Raw genomic sequence first — 17,622 nt, forward strand, 5'->3', positions numbered from 1 at the left:
GGGTTGTTCCAGACCAGGTATCCGTCAATACGTCGAAAAAAGAAAAGCCGACCACATCGCTGTGGTCGGCTTTATCTCTTACTGCTACTCCTTTGCGCCCGTGGGCTCAGGAGCAGGATGGTTTACATCATGCCTTTATCTTTCCAGAACTTGATGGCGCCGGGATGCCATGGGGTGACAACGCCCTGGGTTCCGGTATCGAGGCTCATGTTCTTGAAGGTCTTTTTCTGTGCCTTCATGTGGGCCAGGCCTTCATCGGTGTAGATGATGGAAAGCATGTTGTAGACAGTGTCGTCCGATACCTTGGAGTTGGCCACCCATAGGGCCGAGTCCTGGAAGGAGGGGCTGTCCTTCTCTACGCCGCGATAGGTACCGGCCGGTACCGACAGTTGTGAGAAGTAGGGGTATTTATCGAAGAAGCCGCTATCCTGCGCGTCCTTACCCACATCCACCAATTCAATGTCATTGGTTTGGGCCGCCATGATAACGGCGCCGCTGGGGAAGGCCGTGAACAACCAGAAGGCATCCAGCTGATTGTTGCCGAATGCCTGAGCGGCATCGTTGTAACCCATGGCATTGCGTTCGACCTTGTCCCAGACACCCATGTGGGTGAAGAAGAGTTCACAGTTGGCGAATGCGCCTGAGCCGGCATTGCCTACACCAACCTTTTTCCCGACAAGATCCTTGGTGCTCTTGATGCCGGAGTCCTTACGCGTCACTAGCTGGGCAGGCGCGCCGTAGAGCCAGGCGACAGCCATGACGTCTTCATACTTCTTGGTGTCGTTCTTCATCTGGCCGTTGCGGCCGAGGTAAACATGGCCGGAATAGACTACGCCCATCTGGGCCTTGCCGGAGTTTACCTTACGCAGGTTTTCAACCGAGCCGGCTGAAGATTGTGCCTTGACCCGAAAATCCTTCGAGCTCTTGATGGGCTTGTAGACCTGGACGGCATTGGCGACGACCTGGAAGGTACCACCAGCCGGGCCACCGCTAAAAACCACTCGTTCTTTGGCTGATGCGGTGACAGGTAGCATCATACTGGCTGCAAGTAGGGCTGTACCTGCGGTCAGTACCGATCTGCGTGTAATATTCATTAAGAATCCTCCAGTTTTATGATTTAGTGATATCGAGATTCCGCCTATTCAGCGCAATGAATCGTATTCAGCAAAAGTCAGACCAGAATACTCCGATTGGTCACTCCGATCTAAGTTGATGATTGAATAAACAAAATAACGAAACAAGTACGACAACTATCTTTTCGGATGGGTGGAAACTCACCCATAAGCCGCACACCCGCGTGTGATATTCGGCCAAAAATCCCCACCAATCAATCTATTTGTATAGGCGTTTGTCGAGACCATACTTTTGCATCTTGTCATATAGGGTTTTTCTCGGCAAACCGAGCAGTTCCATGGTCTTTTTTATCACCCCGCCGGATTCGGAGAGGGCCTGCTCAATCATCGCCCGCTCAAAGACTTCAACATGTTCAGGCAGGGTCAAGGGAACACAAGGTGATGTGACGGATTTTTCATCCAGTTGCAGGCCGCATTCATCGCCAAGCAGCACGAAACGCTCCGCGGCATTGCGCAGTTCCCTCACATTGCCTGGCCAGTTGAAAGACATAAGTTTCTGGCTCATATTGTCCGGCATCGCCGGTGCGACCTTTCCGTAGCGAGCCGCAGCAACCAGCAGAAAGTGCTGGAACAATAAAGGTATGTCTTCACGGCGTTCGCGTAAGGGTGGGAGTTCCAGGGTTACGACGTTCAAACGATAGTAGAGGTCTTCCCTGAATTCGCCACGTTCAGCTGCAGCCTTAAGATCAACCTTGGTGGCTGCAACAATGCGGATATCCAATTCGATACTTTCATTGGAACCGATACGTTCAAGGGATCGTTCCTGCAATACGCGCAGCAGCCGGACTTGGGCGGGCAGGGGCATGGATTCCACTTCATCCAGAAACACGCTTCCATGATTGGCATATTCGAATTTTCCGATACGCAGGGTCTCTGCGCCGGTAAAGGCCCCTTTTTCATGTCCGAATAGCTCACTTTCGATCAGATTTTCCGGAATAGCGCCGCAGTTTACAGCGACAAAGTTCTTATCTCTTCGTTGGCTGTGCTCGTGGAGCGAACGTGCCACAAGCTCTTTACCGGTACCGGTCTCACCCATTAGTAATATGTCAGCAGCGGTATCCGCAAGTTGATTGATGGTATTTTTCAGCGCCTTCATGGCTGAGGTTTTACCGATAATGCGTGGTCCCAAGGAGTTTTGCGCATTCAGCTCGGTTTTTAAGGTTCGGTTCTCGAGGACAAGCCTGCGCTTTTCGAGGGCTCTGCGCACCGTATCCACCAGCCGCTCGGACGAAAAGGGTTTTTCGATAAAGTCATAGGCACCTTTCTGCATGGCATCCACTGCCATGGATATGTCTCCATGACCGGTAATCAAGATGACGGGTAGTGTGGCATCCATCTGTTGCAATCGCTGTAAAAGCGCAAGCCCGTCAAGACCTGGAAGGCGAATATCGCTGACCACAATGCCGCCGGTCTGGTTATCGATCAGTTTCAGGGCATCTTCCGCCTTTTCAAAAACCCTTACCTGGAACCCGGCCAGTTCAAGGGTCTGTTCGTTGGCTAGGCGGAGATCGATTTCATCATCGATAAAGAATACATCAGGGCTTTTACTCATTTATCTTTTTTCCGGCTCAGGCAGTGTAATAGTGAAACGAGCACCACCCATGTTTAGATTTTCAGCGGACAACTTACCATTCATGCTATCGATGATTCTGGCTGATATCGACAGTCCAAGTCCGAGCCCCGATTCCCGGGTTGTGTAAAATGGTTCAAAGATCATTTCAAGTTTCTGTTCATCGATCCCCGGTCCTGTATCGTCAACATGAATCATGATCCGTCTTTTATTTCGCTCCGTAGTAATAATGATAGTGCCTGGCGCATGGCTGCCGATCGCATGAATGGCATTGTTGATGAGATTAATCAATACCTGTTCCAGTTGTATAAAATCAACATGGGCGATGATGTTGCCGCCTACCCGGTCGGTATCGATAGTGATATCCGTATTTTTGAATTGCGGCCTTGATATTTCAATAGCGGTTTGAATGATTGGAGCGATATTGACCATTTCAAGTTGGCCGCTCGACTTACGTGAGAAAAATTTCAACTGGGAGCTGATTCTGGACATTCGGTCTGTCAGTTCGGCAATCCGTTGCAGGTTTTCGTCAGCCTTGCCATCTTTATCGATGGATAGAAATTTCCGTGCATTGTCGGCATAACTGCGGATTGCCGCCAAGGGATTGTTAAGTTCGTGACTGATACTGGCCGACATCTGTCCCAGGACGGCGAGCTTGGCGGTCTGAATAAGTTCACCCTGTGTTTCACGCAGGGTTTTTTCGGTCTGTTTGTGTTCATCTATTTCGTTCTGAAGATCGGCCGTTCTCAAAGAGACCTTCTTTTCCAGTTGCTTTTGTGCCTCCTGGTGAAATCGCTCACGCTCCTGATGTCGTCTGTTCCATTGCCAGACAAGCAAGCCGATCAGCATCATGGAAAGCGCCAACAACAGCATGGTAAACGCACTGACCAAGCTTTGCTGCCTTAAATCCTCCAGAGGGGTTAGGATTCGCATCGACCAGCCGGCTTCCAGCATGTCGTGATAGTTTGTAAGAAACTCATTCGCTGAGTCTTCCGTATTGATCTGGATAATACGACTGCTGTCGGATACTGTTTCCTTGTTTGCCAGCTTCAGGGCCTTGATGTTTGAATCCCCATAACGCCGACTTGCCTTTATGCGCTCTAATGACTTTGCGGATAACGGAACGATGCTGCTGTATAACCACTCAGGATTAGTGGTGATGAAAATAATTCCGTCCGGATCACTGACAATAAACTGTGATTGTCTCTCAGACCAATATTTTTCAATCTTGGAGAGGTCCATCTTAACGGCGATGACCCCAATCTTGTCTGCATTGTATATGATCGGGTAGGAGTAGTAGTAACCGCGCTTTTTGGATGTGGTTCCAAGCGCAAAGTAGCGACCTACTTTCCCCTGCATTGCTTCGGAGAAATAGGGGCGAAAACTGAAATTCTGTCCGACAAAGGGATTTTCGTCCCCCCAGTTGCTGGCAGCCAGTGTTAATCCGGATTTATCCATCAAGTAGGTGTCTGATGCATCAGTGATTCCATTGATCTCTTGCAGAAAGAGATTGACCACATCAATCAGCGAATCATTGGTTGGGTCATTCAACAACTCAACCAAAAGGAAGTTTTTCGCCACTAACTGGGGGATGAATTGATAACGGGATAATTGCGATTCAAAATGACCGACGAACTGCTCCAGTTGCTGCTGGTTATTGTAGCTCAGTTTGTGAATTCCGTTGTGCCAACTGATCCTATGTGATATCCAGAAGGTCAGCATAAGAATGCATAGGATGCCGATACCAACCAAATAGCGATTTTTAAGAACCTCAGGCATGAATGGTGGTTGAATCTTTATTATCAGAGCATTTCATTTTCAATATAATACGCAACCTGATCAACCGCTGCCTGATATTATTCCTCACCCCAGTGTGCAAGGGCCTATGGGGTGCGGGTGATTCCTCTGGAAACCAAAGCGAATGCCCAGGTGTTCCTGCAGGACCATAACGGTACACTGATGCTAGGGCCTGTTAACACTAATCCAATGCACCCTGTTGTGCCTGAAAAAGCGCCAATCAAGGCACACCCCAAGGGCACTTCCTTCGGGGCGCGAGGAGAGAAGTTTGGTTATCCCAAATGAATGACGAGCAACGCCGAGTGGCGCTTTTTCAGGCATACCCCAAGGGCACTTCCTTCGGGGCGCAACCCGAAGGGCTGGGGCTGTTTTCGCCCCCAGCGGCGTTATCATTCGCTCATGTAGAATAACTACACCACGCTCATTCTGCCTTGCTGGGCACGAAAACAGCCCCAGCAGGGCGTATTGGATTAGTGTTAACAGGCCCTAGCTACGAAGATGCATCCGAGCCGTTGTTGTATAAGCCTGGACGAAGGCCGATTCTAGAACTTGGACCCATAAATCAGCGGGTAATAGGGTCGGAATCGCCGGGAACATCTGGATTCCGGCATGCGCGGAATGACGGGATCAGTGAAGTCTACTCATAAATCCTAAGGAGGATCCTGTTATTCTGTTATGGATCTTTTCCGATCTCACGGGAATAAACAAGCCCGGCTCCGTATTTGAGGATGCCGGGCTGTGCAAGTCATTGAGCTGATGTGGTCGACAGGGGTTCACCCATTTTATAGAGACAAGATCAAGTCTCAGCTCAGGTAGGCTTTGGCCTCCTCGCCAGGATCGGGAAGTCCGGCGATACGCCAGATGCTGAGGCAACTCCCGAATAGATTATGGACCTTCCAGCGGGGTATGCCCGTGGCTCGGCATACCTGGCGCATATTGGGCAAGGCGCCCAGACTCAGATAGCGTTCACGGATGTGTCGCAGCACCTGCCAGTGTTGTTCACTCAGTTCTCCCACCCCCTCCTGCTGGGCCAGATCGCGGGCAAGCTGTTCGCTCCATGACAGATGATCGATGAGATAACCGCTCCCATCGAAAAGCGGGGGCGGGGAAGCGGTGTTGGTTGTCGGTGCGGCAGTCTGGGGCATGGCCTGGACCTCCTTCTGGGTTTTAATAAGTAAATATTGATTACCGGATAGTATGGTAGTCAGTTGGTTCTTACTAAAAATGATAAATATTAATTTTGTATCATGATTTGTGATGTATTGGTTTTTGCGCAGGATCGCGCCCATCACCTCGAATCCCAGTATTTCACCATACTCTATAGCACAATCCTCCCTGAGCAGCTGACTCACAGAGTATCTGATTGACTAGCCAACACGCCGATAAACCCCAATATTTACAACGATGAAGGATCTCGAATTTGAGGTTATACATGCTCATATTCAAGGAGAATACGGCACGCCCGGGCCGGTTATCCGAGGCGCATTAATCTGGTTGGAGATCTGAGCAGTGGAAAAGTGGCTGGAAGGTACGATAGTCGAGAAACGGCATTGGGCTGACAAGCTCTACTCTATTCGCCTCAAGGCGCCCGTGGATAAGTTCACTGCCGGGCAGTTCACTCGCCTCGCACTGGAAATCGATGGTGAGCGGGTGGCGCGGCCCTACTCATTCGTTAATCCACCCCAGGATGAGATGCTGGAGATCCATTTCAATGAAGTGGAGAACGGTCCTCTAAGTCCCCGACTTGCTGCCCTGGAACCGGGTGACCGGGTCTGGGTCTCAGCCCGGGCCAACGGCTTTTTCACCCTGGATCAGCTACCGGGTAGCGAAAACCTCTGGATGATCGCCACTGGAACGGCGCTGGGTGTCTATCTCTCCATTCTGCGTACCGAGCATTCATGGCGGCGATACCGGCAGATGGTTCTGGTACACAACGTTCGCTACAAGGATCAGCTCAGTTACAGCGAGGAGATCGACAACCTGAAGCAGCGTTATGGTGAGCGCTTCATCTATCAGCCGATTACAAGTCAGGAGCGGGTGGATGGCGCCTTGCAGGGACGGATTCTGGCCGCACTGGAAGATGGTCGTCTCGAGAGTCATACCGGAGTCGTACTTACCCCGGAGAAGTCACATGTGATGCTTTGCGGCAACATGGGCATGATCCGGGAGGTATCCGCCGCCCTGGAGGCCAGGGGCATGCGCAAGCATCGCAAGCGGGAGCCGGGGCACTTCACCACTGAAAAGTATCACTGAATAGTCCGGGTAGAGCTGATTGGATGGATATCAACTGGCCCCGGTGAATAGAGAATCAGTGCCGACCGGCGGCGACCGCCAGTATTGCGGCGGTGCGATGACCTGACCACCCAGGGTGGCAGCCGCATGCCAGGGCCAGCGTGGGTTGTAGAGAATACCGCGGGCCAGTGCCACCAGATCCGCCTGTCCGGAAACGACAATCTGTTCCGCCTGCTCCGGCTCGGTGATCAGCCCAACCGCAATCGTCGGCACCCCAACCTCATGTCGGATGCGTTCCGCAAAGGTCACTTGAAAACCGGCTGCAGCAGGAATCTGCTGCAGCGGGGAGAGGCCTCCGCTGGAGACATGGATGAAGCTACAGTCAAGCTGTTTCAGTGCTTCAGCCAGGATAAGGCTTTGCCCGATATCCCAGCCCCCCTCGATCCAGTCCGTGGCCGAGATACGGATGCCGACCGGTATCCCGGATGGGATCGCCTCACGTACCGCTTCGAAGACCTCCAGTGGATAGCGCAGGCGGTTTTCCAGGGATCCACCATAGGTATCTTCACGCTGATTAGACAGGGGGGACAGAAACTGATGCAGCAGATAGCCATGGGCGGCATGGAGTTCGATCACCTCGATACCCAGTCGGTGGGCGCGTACGGCGGCGTCAATGAAGGCCTGGCGTATCTCTGTCATGCCTTGCCTGTCCAGTGCCACAGGTGGGCGTTGTTCCTCACTCCAGGGTAAGGGGGAGGGGGCGCATGTCTGCCATCCACCCTCTTCCGGTGAGATCTGTCCACCGCCGGCCCAGGGGAGAGCGGTGGAGGCTTTGCGTCCGGCATGGGCCAACTGGATGGCGAGAGGCATATTCGAATAGGTGCGCAGACGCTCGACAACCCGCGCCAGTGCCTTTTCAGTGCCATCCGACCAGAGACCGAGGTCATTCTGCGAGATGCGCCCTTCTGGGGTGACTGCTGTGGCTTCGATGAAAAGCAGGCCGGCGCCGGAGAGTGCCAGGTGGCCGAGGTGGATCAGGTGCCAGTCTGTGGCCCGGCCCTCCAGCGCCGAATATTGACACATCGGGGCGATGACAATGCGGTTTTCCAGGTTTAGCCGGCCGAGGGCGTAGGGGGTGAATAGCTGGCTCATTCTGATTACTCCGGTAACAGGGAACGGGATACTCTATCCGCAATCCTGGCAATTGCGAAGATGGTTCGCGTACCCAATACCTGTTGGCCATCAATGCCAGCCGAATCCAAGCGCTGTCAACAGCGCAAAATGAAATGAATGCATTTTTTGTCTATCCCCTCGAGTTGACAAGATCGATGACAGAACAGTTTCCAGCGGATGCCTTGACGATTGCTCGAATTGCACCATCAAGATTTGGGTAGCGGAACTTGAAGCCTGTTTCTGCAAGCCGTTCCGAGACGATGCACTGTCCCGATGTCATTGCCTGGGCACCTTCACCATACATCACTTTCAACAGTGCAGTCGGGACGCGTAATGGGGTAGGCCGGTTCAGCACTTTACCCAGTATGCGTGTGAACTCCAGATTGTTTACCGGATTGGGCGCGGCAAGATGATAGATGCCTTTGCAATTTCGGTTATCCAACGTCATCAGATAGGCGTTGACAAGATCATCGATATGGATCCAGGAGAAATGTTGTTCTCCGCTTGCGACGGGTCCACCCGAGCCCAACCGGAATGGCAGTAAAACCTGATTCATCAAACCGCCATTTGCGCCAAGTACCAGGGAGAGCCTGAACACGACGACACGCATACCGAGGGTTTCCGCCTCCCAGGCTGCGGATTCCCAGTCAAATGAGAGTTCACCCAGGAAATCTGCAGCATTGGCGACATCGTGCTCTGTATAGCGGCCATCTGAACTGAAGGCGCCCATGCCTGAGGTTGAAATGATGGTCTTGGGCCGTTTAGAGGTTTGCGAGATTGCATCCACCAGCATACGCGTGGTTTCAACCCGGCTGGCGATGAGGGTGCGCTTGTAGCCAGATGTCCAGCGACGGTTGATTGGCGCGCCGGCCAGGTTGATCACTGCATCGCAGCCATCAACGAGTGTCGAGAGATGTTGGGTTCCGCCATTGAAATCACGTCGGCCGACAGGCACCACAGTATGCCCCTGATTGCGCAGCATGCGGCTAAGGTGGCTGCCGATAAACCCGGTTGATCCACTGATGGCGATGTTCATGTGTGACTCCTCACCATACCAATCACAAACGGCACAAGGCCCGGATAGCCGAGCCGTTGAGTGCGCTTCAGGAAATTTTCGCTGAGATGATTCATAACAGGTCTTCGATTGCCTGGATCAGTTTCGAGCTCCCGGGCTTGACGAAGCTGTTGTAGCTTCCTACAAGTTTACCGTCACGATCGATAAGGTATTTGTGAAAGTTCCAGCGTGGCGGAGTGCCCGCTGCATCGGCCAATGCACGATAGAAGGGATCCGCATCCTCACCCGTGACCCGTGACTTGGCATACATGGGAAACTGCACACCATAGGTGAGTCGGCAGAACTTTTTGATCTTCACCTCGCTACCCGGTTCCTGGTTGCCGAAGTCGTTGGATGGAAAACCGAGAACCACCAGTCCGCGGTCACGATAGCGTGAATAGGTCTTTTCCAATCCGTCGTATTGATCTGTGAATGCGCAACGGCTGGCGGTATTGACCACCAGCATCACCTTTCCCCGGTAGGTCTCACACAGGTTGTCGATATGCTTACTGTTGAGTTGCCGTTTCGAGTAACTGCTGTGTTCATTACATATCAAACCAGTATCACTTTGTGCATGGCCGGCAAAAGGAATCAGCCACATAGCTGCAACAAGCGTCATGGTTAAGCCGGGGGGTAATTTTTGCATGAATGTATTTGAATCCATGACGTTTCACCTGGTGTGCGGCGGCAGGCGACTGCCTTGCCGCCCCGTTGGCTCATCACCCCTCGTCGATACCCTCAGTGACGGGATTGTGAATGATTTCGTGCAACCGGCTCCCAGGCACCACAGAGTGGAGCACATTGGGGTCCTCCTTTTCGATCTGCTGCATCAGTTGATCGTAGCGGCGTTCAGTCTCAAGTATCTGCTTTTCGTAACCTGACATCTCTCTCTCCTTTGTGTTGTACAAACTGGGCAGAAATGGCCTCAGTGATGTAAATATTAGACAAAAAATTGTAAATGTCTAGTACAAATATTTGAATATTTAAGATTAGGCGCTATATTTGGCAGTTATGTATAGTACAAAATAGGCGAGGGCATAATGAAAATAGCAGTGATCGGAAGCGGGATCAGTGGCTTGTCTGCGGCCTGGCTGTTGCATGACAAACACCAGGTAACACTGTTTGAAGCGGCGGACTATCTGGGCGGTCACACCCATACCGTGGACGTCACCCTGGAGGGTAAAACCCATCCGGTGGATACGGGATTTCTTGTCTACAACGATCTTACCTATCCCAATCTGATCAGGTTGTTCGATCACCTGGGAATCGAGACCCATGAAACGGAGATGTCATTCAGCGTCAGTGTGCCTGAGGCGAATCTCGAATGGGCGGGGGCCAGTCTGGGTACCCTGTTCGCTCAACGGCGAAATCTCGTACGTCTGAACTATTGGCGCATGTTGCAGGAGATTGTCCAATTCAACAACCGTGCCCAGATGCTGCTGGCCTGGTCCGAGCAACGACGGGTGACCCTGGGTCATCTGTTGGATGAGCATGGATATTCAGAGTGGTTTCGTTCCTGGTATCTGTTGCCGATGGCGGCGGCCATCTGGTCCTCGACCCCGGCTGAGATACTCGGCTTTCCCGCAGCCACCTTTCTCAGGTTCTGTATCAATCACCGCTTGCTGCAGATTGAAGGACGGCCGCAGTGGCGCAGCCTGATCAGGGGCGGGAGATGTTATGTTGAAAAGCTTGCGAAACCCCTCGATATCCGGCTCAACACACCCGTCAAAAGCGTCATTCGAAAGGGTGAAGGGGTAGAGGTGGAATCGGCGCTTGACCATTCACTCTACGATGCTGTGATCTTCGCGACTCACGCACCGGATACCCTACGGATGCTCAAAGATGCCGATGTGGAGGAGAGGCTGCTTCTGGGTGCATTCACATACCAGCCCAATAGGGCGGTCCTCCATACTGACCGGCGTTTTTTACCGACCAGGGAATCTCTCTGGTCAGCATGGAACTACCGCTCGCTTGGCGAAATGGATCAGTCGGCCTGTGTCTCCTATCTCCTCAACCGACTGCAGCGGCTGCCTTTCGAGACGCCGCTCATGATTACCCTCAACCCCGACAGGCGCTACATGCCGGAAAATCCGATTGCCACTTATCGATATGATCATCCGGTTTTCAACCAATCCGCAATCGATGCCCAAACCCGGTTGAGTGAGATACAGGGCCGCAATCGCGCCTGGTTCTGCGGAGCCTGGTGTGGTTATGGGTTTCATGAGGATGGTCTTAAATCGGCGCTGAGGATCATTGGCGACTTCGATGCGGAGGCACCATGGAAAGCAGTGCTCTAAGCCGCATCGTTGTTGGCCGCGTTATGCATCGCCGCCGTTTGCCCGTGGAGAATAGATTCGTCTATCCGGTCTTTTTCATTCTCATCAATCTTGAGCGGTTGGAAGGGCAGCGCCACTGGTTGTTGGGTATCAATCGAAGGCGCCCCCTGGCGTTTCATTTCAAGGATTACGGGGATGGCGGGGATCCACGCATCTGGGTGCGTGAGCGGCTGGTTGAATCCGGGATCGACGATTGCAATGGTGGACTTTGGCTGCAGACCTTTCCAAGGGTTTTCGGTTATCTATTCAATCCGGTGAGTTTCTGGTATTGCCAGCGCAGTGACGGCACTGTGGGTGCGATTGTTGCGGAGGTCAACAATACCTTCGGTGAACGCCACTGTTATGTGTTGCAACCCAGGCCGGGGGATGGTTCGTTCACCGCGGTTGAGGCCGTTAAGCGGCTCTATGTCTCACCTTTCTATCCTGTCAGCGGTGGCTACAGATTTCACTTCAATGTCGATTTCGACGCACCCAGGGTGCGTATCGATTACTACGACCAGGGTCAGCTGCAATTGAATACCGCAATTTGGGGAAGATCGAAGCCGCTGACCGACATCAACCTGTTAACCGCCCTGTTGAAACAGCCTTTATTGACCCTGGGTGTCACGGTCCGCATCCATTGGCAGGCGCTGCGTTTGTGGCTGAAGGGGGTTTCACTGAGCAACAGAACACCATCATCGATCGAGGAGGCAACCAAGTGAACAGTATGACGACCGTCCTGGATGCACAGGCGCTACCCTGGCAGGTCAGGCCCCTTATCTCTGTGCTAAGCGGGATCCACGCAGGTACGCTGACACTGACCACTCCGGAGGGCTATCAGCTGAATTTCGGTGACGGCAGTGCGCCACATGCCGATCTACAGTTGGAGACCTGGTCATCATTGAGACGTATCTTCCGCGGGGGCGATGTAGGACTGGCTGAATGCTTCCGGGATGGTGAAGTGGCCAGCAGTAACCTGACCTTGTTGTTGCGCTTCGCGCTGCGCAATCAAACCGCTTTGATAAAGGCGTTTAAGCGCAATCGGTTGTTGAACCTCTTGTATCGCATGCGTCATCTGCTGCGACCCAACAGCAAACGGGGAAGTTCGCAAAATATCGAGGCCCATTACGATTTGGGCAATGCTTTCTACCGGCTTTGGCTGGACGACTCCATGACCTACTCCAGTGCCCGCTTTGACGATGATCTGCATGGTGATCTGCAACAGGCCCAGGCAGTCAAATACCGACGCATGATCGAGATGGCGGGCGCCACCCGTGGCAGCCGCATACTGGAGATCGGTTGTGGCTGGGGCGGTTTTGCCGATTATGCGGCGAGACAGGGCATTACGATTGATGGTGTCACCCTTTCGCCCAGTCAGCTCAGCTATGCCCGTGATCGTATATTTGAGGCGGGGTTGCAAAATCAGGTGAGTTTGTCACTCAAGGACTACCGTGCGCTTAGCGGCAATTATGATCATATTGTCTCCATCGAGATGTTCGAGGCGGTGGGGGAGGCCTATTGGGAACACTATTTCAGAAAGCTTAATGAGCTTTTGAACATGGGCGGCAGGGCTGTGATTCAAACCATTGTCATTCGCAATGACCTGTTCGATCGTTATCGCCGCAGGAGTGACTTCATCCAGCAGTTTATTTTTCCCGGTGGGATGCTCCCATCTCCAGAGCGCTTGCATTATCTTGCACGAAACCACGGTTTCAAAATAGTCGCAAAGGAGTGCTTTGGCGCTGACTATGCAGAGACCTTGCGACGCTGGCGGCAGAATTTTCAGGAAAAACGGGAACAGGTCCTGGCGGCTGGTTTTGATATGCGTTTCGTACGTCTGTGGGAGTTCTATCTTGCCTATTGCGAAGCTGGTTTCGACGAAGCGCGGATAGATGTCATGCAGTGTGCATTGGTAAAGGTAGAGTCAGCATGAAAGCACTGCCGAAAGTCGTTGGGCCGCTTCTGTTACTTTGCCTTATATGGGGCGACGTCAACGCAAGGATCATTCCGCTGGCCGACTATCCATCACTGCGGAGCGTGGGCAGCGGTGTTCTGACCTGGTGGGGCATCAGGGTCTACAAGGCAACCCTTTATGCGCCACAGGGAGAATACCGTCCGAACATGCCGCATGCCCTGGAAATCGTCTACCGCATGGATATCAGCCGAGAACGGCTGGCGAAAACCTCGCTCAAACAGATCGAAAAGATCCGGGGTCATGCGTTGGCGGACAGAGATGCGGTACTCGACAAGTTCAAGGCGGTTTTTTGCGATGTCTCCGCTGGGGACGCGATAGTGGGTGTTCATCTGCCGGGTGAGGGCGCACGCTTCTACTGCCGGAAAGATTATCTCGGCAGGATCGATGATCCCGAACTGGCGGCGGCTTTTTTCAATATATGGCTCAGTCCGGTAACAGCAAAGCCAAGGTTAAGGGCGGTGCTTCTGGGTCAAGGCCAATGACCTCGAGGCAACGATTCGCCTATGGTCTGCTGGGTGCCCCGATGGCGATGGCGGCGCTCCCTGTCTACATCCATACTCCCAAGTTGTATGGCGATGAACTGGGTTTGGGATTGGCGTTGACCGGGGCGATCCTGCTGGCTTCCCGCGCTCTGGATACCCTGCAAGACCCATGGTTGGGCAGGCTGGCCGATTTGATGCAGCGGCAGCACCGGGGATGGGCCGTGCTGGCCGGCGTGGCTGCGTCTGTTCTGGTGCTTGCCTATACGGCACTGTTCAATCCGCCGGAGATGCTGCAGTGGCAGCTTGCGCTTTGGTTCGGTGTGGCCCTGGTGCTTGTCTATACCGCCCATAGCGCACTCAATATCACCTATCTCGCCTGGGGTGCGAACGTCAGTCATGACAGCCACGAACGTACCCGACTGGTGGCATTTCGCGAGGGTTTCGGCCTATTCGGTGTGATCCTTGCCAGTCTGCTCCCGATGCTCTTTTCGTCATGGTTTCAAGGTGTCAATCCCTGGCTGCCCTACAGTTTTGTATTTTCCCTGTTTTTACTGCTGGCGATCTGGCTGTTGTTGTATCGGTTTCCGCTGCCGACAAAACATGGATTGACTGCTCAGGGCCTGTTCGGTCCCTTGCGGCAATCACCCTTCCGCCGACTGGCGACACTCTTCCTGCTTAACGGTTTTGCAGTGGCGATCGCCGGGACGCTGGCACTCTTTTATATTGCTGATGTGCTGCAGCTGGAAGCCTACAGCGGTCTCTTTCTTGCCACCTACTTTATCAGCGGTGCGGTCTCTCTTCCTTTGTGGCTGAGACTCTCGCGCAGATTAGGCAAGAGTGTGGCATGGGCGGTCGGTACTTTGGTTGCCGTGGTCGGATTTGTCTGGGCAGTGCAGCTGGGCGCTGACGACATGCTGCCTTACCTGCTGATCTGCCTGCTGTCGGGTGCGGCGCTTGGCGCCGACCTTGCGCTACCGGCGGCGATAGCTGCCGACATCATCCCGCAACAGGATAGGGGCAACACCGGTGGCTACTTCGGTATCTGGAGCCTGATCAACAAAGGGGTACCGGCACTTGCGGCAGGTTTGGGGCTGCCGCTGCTTGCGGGATTCGGCTACCAGCCTGGCGGCGGAGGGGGCTTGACCGCCCTTGCCATCCTGTATGCCGGTGTGCCTTGTCTTATCAAACTGATCTCAGCAGGTTTGCTGATGCGCTGGCGAAGATCCCTGGAGGTTCAATATGTCTTTTAAGCCGATGGCACTGCTTACAGTGGCGGTCTTGAGCGGGTGCGCGGGGGTTGATGTCAACCACTATGAAGATGAAAGGCCGGTATTGAAACTGGAGGAGTACTTCAATGGTACGGTCGATGGCTGGGGGATGTTTCAGAATCGTGATGGTCGTGTGGTAAAACGTTTCAAGGTCGTTGTCGATGCCAGCTGGGAGGGGGATCAGGGTGTGCTGGATGAGCATTTTACCTACAGTGACGGCACTAAACAGCAGCGCATCTGGCGCTTGACCAAGACCGGCGAGAATGACTACACGGGAATGGCGGATGATGTGATAGGCCGAGCAAGCGGTCGTGTTTCGGGGAATGCACTGCAATGGATCTACACGCTCAGTCTGCCGGTGGGAGAGAAGGTCTATCAGGTGCACTTCGACGACTGGATGTACCTGCAGGAGGATGATGTTCTGCTCAACCGATCCGTGATGCGTAAATTTGGATTCCGGCTGGGCGAAGTCCTGCTGTTTTTCAAGAGGCGCGATCAATGAGTTTGAATCCACGGATAATCGATTGGCGCGGAAAAAGGGTCTGGATCATTGGCGCCAGCAGCGGCATTGGTGCTGCACTGGCGGCTGCAATGGGACAGCGTGGCGCCCGTCTGGCCGTCAGTGCCAGAAGAGAGGAGAACCTGTGGGATATATCTGGCAGAGAGACGCTTGTGATGCCGCTTGATGTAACCCGGATGGAGTCACTGACCAGGGTGCGGGATGAACTGCTGAATCGTTGGGGAGGGATCGATATGGTCGTCTATTGTGCAGGGGTCTACACGCCCATGCGAAGCTGGGAGCTCGACTTGGCGACGGTCAGGCAGGGTCTCGATACGAACCTTCAGGGTGCCTACAATATGTTGGATGCGGTGTTGCCGCTCTATCTTCAGCAGGCGGGTGGCGCGTTCTGTCTTGTCGCAAGCGTGGCAGGTTATACCGGACTGCCGAAGGCGCTGGCCTATGGTCCGGGCAAGGCGGCTTTGATCAACCTGGCGCAGGTCCTTTATACCGATCTTTCCGCACAGGGGATCGATGTCTATCTGGTCAATCCCGGTTTTGTGGAGACCCGCCTGACTGAGCAGAACGACTTCAAGATGCCAGCCCTGATCAGTGCGCAGCAGGCCGCAGCAGAGATTCTGAAAGGGTTGGGGCAGGGGCGATTCGAAATCCACTTTCCAAAACGTTTCACATACTGGATGAAACTGCTCGGTTGTCTGCCCGACAGGCTGAGATTCCCGTTGTTGAAAAGGGCGGTGGGATCATGAAGATCGACAAACTGGTGGATTGGTATCAAAAGCTCTCACCATCATCCTTAAACAGCATCGGTGAGTTCTATCATGAATCGGCAAGCTTTCAGGATCCATTCAATCGTGTGCAAGGATCGGCGCAGATTGCCGCTCTCCTGCAGCACATGTTCGATACCACGGAGAACCCCGGTTTCATTGTGAAACAGATCCATATCGACGGTGATGTTATCTGGATCAGCTGGATCTTCTGTTGTGGCCTGCGAGGTAGAAAGATCACCATCGAAGGGGCCTCGCAACTGGTATTATCGCAAGATGGACGGATCATCCGGCATCGTGACTACTGGGATGCCGCGGATCTTTACCAACAACTACCGTTGATAGGTACAATGATCCGCACGTTGAAAAGAAGATTCAAGGTCAAGACAGGATGCCCTTCATCTGGAAAATTGTTGCATGAACGATAGTCATACTATCAGCGAGGTCTCCCGAATTTCGGGTATTCCGAAAGATTTGCTGAGGATGTGGGAGAGACGCTACAACTATCCCAAGCCGGCACGCGATGACAACGGCGACCGAATCTATAGTGACGATGAGCTGAATAAGCTTACACTCATCAGGCAACTGGTGGACCAGGGGCGCAGGCCCGGTAAATTGATGGCACTGGATCTCGCAGAGTTGACGGTGTTGTTGAAGCAATCCAGTGTTGAATTCGATTTCGATCGTCTGATTGATCTTCTGAAGGCGGACGAAGCAGTCGATCTGCACGACTGGTTGTATCAGCAACTTCAGCACCTTGGTCTGCGTGCCTTTATACACAGGGTGATAGTTCCCGCGAATCAGAAAGTCGGTGATGCCTGGAGAGTGGGTGATTTGGCTATATACCAAGAGCATTTATACACTGAACTGATCAAGAATCTGGTGCGCCAATCACTGGCGGATTATCCCCGCACGGCTGGTAGGCCGCGGGTTATGTTGACCACCCTTCCCGGTGAAATGCACAGCCTCGGTCTGCTGATGGTGGAGGGCCTGCTGAGGCTGGCTGGTGCTGAGGTGATTTCGTTCGGTATCGAAATGCCTTTTCGCGATATCAGGGAGGCTGCCCAGCGTCATCAGGTCGATGTGATAGGCCTCTCATTCAGCGGACACTTCAAACTTGACGATGCCATCGTGATGTTGAGCGGCTTACGCAATATGATCGACGCGAAGACTGAAATCTGGGTTGGGGGAGCGGCCTTTGATGGTGCTGCTGAACTTCCCGGTGGTATAGATCTGCTCGATGGCCTGCATGGTGTGGAACAGGCGCTGGCTTATTGGAATCGACGCTTGAATGATCCGGCTGTCTGAGTGGATTGGCATGAGAGCGGTTTAGAGAGGA

At 53.3% G+C, this 17,622-nt stretch carries 18 protein-coding genes; 10 read left to right on the forward strand and 8 right to left on the reverse strand.

The window, feature by feature from the left end; all coding sequences use genetic code 11:
• Nucleotides 1-122: 122 nt before the first annotated feature.
• The 4 genes from AB8516_RS18720 to AB8516_RS18735 form a co-directional block, all read right to left on the reverse strand.
• Nucleotides 123-1,094, reverse strand: a complete 972-nt coding sequence (locus AB8516_RS18720; RefSeq protein ID WP_108294560.1) for a TAXI family TRAP transporter solute-binding subunit — start codon at nucleotides 1,092-1,094, stop codon at nucleotides 123-125.
• Nucleotides 1,095-1,332: 238 nt separating this feature from the next.
• Nucleotides 1,333-2,685: a sigma-54-dependent transcriptional regulator gene (locus AB8516_RS18725; RefSeq protein ID WP_369162702.1), complete on the reverse strand. Its 1,353-nt coding sequence runs from the start codon at nucleotides 2,683-2,685 to the stop codon at nucleotides 1,333-1,335.
• Entirely contained in the window at nucleotides 2,686-4,482 is a 1,797-nt protein-coding gene (locus AB8516_RS18730) for an ATP-binding protein (protein WP_369162703.1), read from the reverse strand.
• A gap of 821 nt (nucleotides 4,483-5,303) precedes the next feature.
• Nucleotides 5,304-5,645, reverse strand: coding sequence for a TusE/DsrC/DsvC family sulfur relay protein (locus AB8516_RS18735; RefSeq protein WP_369162704.1), 342 nt, complete (start codon nucleotides 5,643-5,645; stop codon nucleotides 5,304-5,306).
• Nucleotides 5,646-6,009: 364 nt separating this feature from the next.
• Here AB8516_RS18735 and AB8516_RS18740 point away from each other — a divergent pair, with 364 nt between their 5' ends.
• Complete coding sequence (locus AB8516_RS18740; protein WP_108294568.1) at nucleotides 6,010-6,753, forward strand: ferredoxin--NADP reductase; 744 nt, start codon at nucleotides 6,010-6,012, stop codon at nucleotides 6,751-6,753.
• Nucleotides 6,754-6,783: 30 nt separating this feature from the next.
• Here AB8516_RS18740 and AB8516_RS18745 read toward each other — a convergent pair whose 3' ends face one another.
• From AB8516_RS18745 to AB8516_RS18760, 4 genes are all read right to left on the reverse strand, one after another.
• Nucleotides 6,784-7,884 (reverse strand): NADH:flavin oxidoreductase/NADH oxidase, encoded by a 1,101-nt coding sequence (locus AB8516_RS18745; protein ID WP_369162705.1) that lies wholly within the window; start codon nucleotides 7,882-7,884, stop codon nucleotides 6,784-6,786.
• A 151-nt stretch (nucleotides 7,885-8,035) separates the two neighbouring features.
• Entirely contained in the window at nucleotides 8,036-8,941 is a 906-nt protein-coding gene (locus AB8516_RS18750) for a TIGR01777 family oxidoreductase (protein WP_369162706.1), read from the reverse strand.
• Nucleotides 8,942-9,032: 91 nt separating this feature from the next.
• The gene (locus AB8516_RS18755; protein ID WP_369162707.1) at nucleotides 9,033-9,623 is read right to left on the reverse strand and encodes a glutathione peroxidase; all 591 of its coding nucleotides are present in this window, start codon (nucleotides 9,621-9,623) and stop codon (nucleotides 9,033-9,035) included.
• A gap of 55 nt (nucleotides 9,624-9,678) precedes the next feature.
• Complete coding sequence (locus tag AB8516_RS18760; protein WP_154723187.1) at nucleotides 9,679-9,843, reverse strand: hypothetical protein; 165 nt, start codon at nucleotides 9,841-9,843, stop codon at nucleotides 9,679-9,681.
• Nucleotides 9,844-9,999: 156 nt separating this feature from the next.
• Here AB8516_RS18760 and AB8516_RS18765 point away from each other — a divergent pair, with 156 nt between their 5' ends.
• Genes AB8516_RS18765 through AB8516_RS18805 form a run of 9 tightly spaced genes read left to right on the forward strand, consistent with a single transcriptional unit; the run spans nucleotide 10,000 to nucleotide 17,591 of the window.
• The gene (locus AB8516_RS18765; protein WP_369162708.1) at nucleotides 10,000-11,256 is read left to right on the forward strand and encodes an NAD(P)/FAD-dependent oxidoreductase; all 1,257 of its coding nucleotides are present in this window, start codon (nucleotides 10,000-10,002) and stop codon (nucleotides 11,254-11,256) included.
• Nucleotides 11,238-11,996, forward strand: a complete 759-nt coding sequence (locus tag AB8516_RS18770) for a DUF1365 domain-containing protein (RefSeq protein ID WP_369162709.1) — start codon at nucleotides 11,238-11,240, stop codon at nucleotides 11,994-11,996. The genes AB8516_RS18765 and AB8516_RS18770 overlap by 19 nt, the downstream gene beginning before the upstream one ends.
• Before the next feature lie 5 nt (nucleotides 11,997-12,001).
• Nucleotides 12,002-13,207, forward strand: a complete 1,206-nt coding sequence (locus tag AB8516_RS18775) for a class I SAM-dependent methyltransferase (RefSeq protein ID WP_369163334.1) — start codon at nucleotides 12,002-12,004, stop codon at nucleotides 13,205-13,207.
• Nucleotides 13,204-13,731, forward strand: coding sequence for a chalcone isomerase family protein (locus tag AB8516_RS18780; RefSeq protein ID WP_369162710.1), 528 nt, complete (start codon nucleotides 13,204-13,206; stop codon nucleotides 13,729-13,731). Before AB8516_RS18775 ends, AB8516_RS18780 begins: the two co-directional genes overlap by 4 nt.
• Entirely contained in the window at nucleotides 13,728-14,981 is a 1,254-nt protein-coding gene (locus AB8516_RS18785; RefSeq protein WP_369162711.1) for an MFS transporter, read from the forward strand. Before AB8516_RS18780 ends, AB8516_RS18785 begins: the two co-directional genes overlap by 4 nt.
• On the forward strand, nucleotides 14,971-15,501 hold the full coding sequence (locus tag AB8516_RS18790; RefSeq protein ID WP_369162712.1) for a DUF3833 domain-containing protein: 531 nt from the start codon (nucleotides 14,971-14,973) through the stop codon (nucleotides 15,499-15,501). Before AB8516_RS18785 ends, AB8516_RS18790 begins: the two co-directional genes overlap by 11 nt.
• Nucleotides 15,498-16,265 (forward strand): SDR family NAD(P)-dependent oxidoreductase, encoded by a 768-nt coding sequence (locus AB8516_RS18795; protein WP_369162713.1) that lies wholly within the window; start codon nucleotides 15,498-15,500, stop codon nucleotides 16,263-16,265. Before AB8516_RS18790 ends, AB8516_RS18795 begins: the two co-directional genes overlap by 4 nt.
• Entirely contained in the window at nucleotides 16,262-16,711 is a 450-nt protein-coding gene (locus tag AB8516_RS18800; RefSeq protein ID WP_369162714.1) for a nuclear transport factor 2 family protein, read from the forward strand. The genes AB8516_RS18795 and AB8516_RS18800 overlap by 4 nt, the downstream gene beginning before the upstream one ends.
• The gene (locus AB8516_RS18805; RefSeq protein WP_369162715.1) at nucleotides 16,701-17,591 is read left to right on the forward strand and encodes a MerR family transcriptional regulator; all 891 of its coding nucleotides are present in this window, start codon (nucleotides 16,701-16,703) and stop codon (nucleotides 17,589-17,591) included. Before AB8516_RS18800 ends, AB8516_RS18805 begins: the two co-directional genes overlap by 11 nt.
• Nucleotides 17,592-17,622 lie beyond the last annotated feature (31 nt).

This window comes from Candidatus Thiodiazotropha sp. LNASS1, from assembly GCF_964212655.1.
Taxonomy (GTDB): domain Bacteria; phylum Pseudomonadota; class Gammaproteobacteria; order Chromatiales; family Chromatiaceae; genus Thiodiazotropha.

Excerpts from the sequence above, each read along its gene's own strand:
- AB8516_RS18770 (WP_369162709.1), top strand. The coding sequence starts at position 11,238 with ATGGAAAGCAGTGCTCTAAGCCGCATCGTTGTTGGCCGCGTTATGCAT.
- AB8516_RS18725 (WP_369162702.1), bottom strand. The coding sequence starts at position 2,685 with ATGAGTAAAAGCCCTGATGTATTCTTTATCGATGATGAAATCGATCTC.
- AB8516_RS18760 (WP_154723187.1), bottom strand. The coding sequence starts at position 9,843 with ATGTCAGGTTACGAAAAGCAGATACTTGAGACTGAACGCCGCTACGAT.
- AB8516_RS18800 (WP_369162714.1), top strand. The coding sequence starts at position 16,262 with ATGAAGATCGACAAACTGGTGGATTGGTATCAAAAGCTCTCACCATCA.
- AB8516_RS18720 (WP_108294560.1), bottom strand. The coding sequence starts at position 1,094 with ATGAATATTACACGCAGATCGGTACTGACCGCAGGTACAGCCCTACTT.
- AB8516_RS18795 (WP_369162713.1), top strand. The coding sequence starts at position 15,498 with ATGAGTTTGAATCCACGGATAATCGATTGGCGCGGAAAAAGGGTCTGG.
- AB8516_RS18750 (WP_369162706.1), bottom strand. The coding sequence starts at position 8,941 with ATGAACATCGCCATCAGTGGATCAACCGGGTTTATCGGCAGCCACCTT.
- AB8516_RS18730 (WP_369162703.1), bottom strand. The coding sequence starts at position 4,482 with ATGCCTGAGGTTCTTAAAAATCGCTATTTGGTTGGTATCGGCATCCTA.
- AB8516_RS18805 (WP_369162715.1), top strand. The coding sequence starts at position 16,701 with ATGAACGATAGTCATACTATCAGCGAGGTCTCCCGAATTTCGGGTATT.
- AB8516_RS18780 (WP_369162710.1), top strand. The coding sequence starts at position 13,204 with ATGAAAGCACTGCCGAAAGTCGTTGGGCCGCTTCTGTTACTTTGCCTT.
- AB8516_RS18745 (WP_369162705.1), bottom strand. The coding sequence starts at position 7,884 with ATGAGCCAGCTATTCACCCCCTACGCCCTCGGCCGGCTAAACCTGGAA.
- AB8516_RS18790 (WP_369162712.1), top strand. The coding sequence starts at position 14,971 with ATGTCTTTTAAGCCGATGGCACTGCTTACAGTGGCGGTCTTGAGCGGG.
- AB8516_RS18755 (WP_369162707.1), bottom strand. The coding sequence starts at position 9,623 with ATGGATTCAAATACATTCATGCAAAAATTACCCCCCGGCTTAACCATG.
- AB8516_RS18785 (WP_369162711.1), top strand. The coding sequence starts at position 13,728 with ATGACCTCGAGGCAACGATTCGCCTATGGTCTGCTGGGTGCCCCGATG.
- AB8516_RS18765 (WP_369162708.1), top strand. The coding sequence starts at position 10,000 with ATGAAAATAGCAGTGATCGGAAGCGGGATCAGTGGCTTGTCTGCGGCC.
- AB8516_RS18735 (WP_369162704.1), bottom strand. The coding sequence starts at position 5,645 with ATGCCCCAGACTGCCGCACCGACAACCAACACCGCTTCCCCGCCCCCG.
- AB8516_RS18775 (WP_369163334.1), top strand. The coding sequence starts at position 12,002 with ATGACGACCGTCCTGGATGCACAGGCGCTACCCTGGCAGGTCAGGCCC.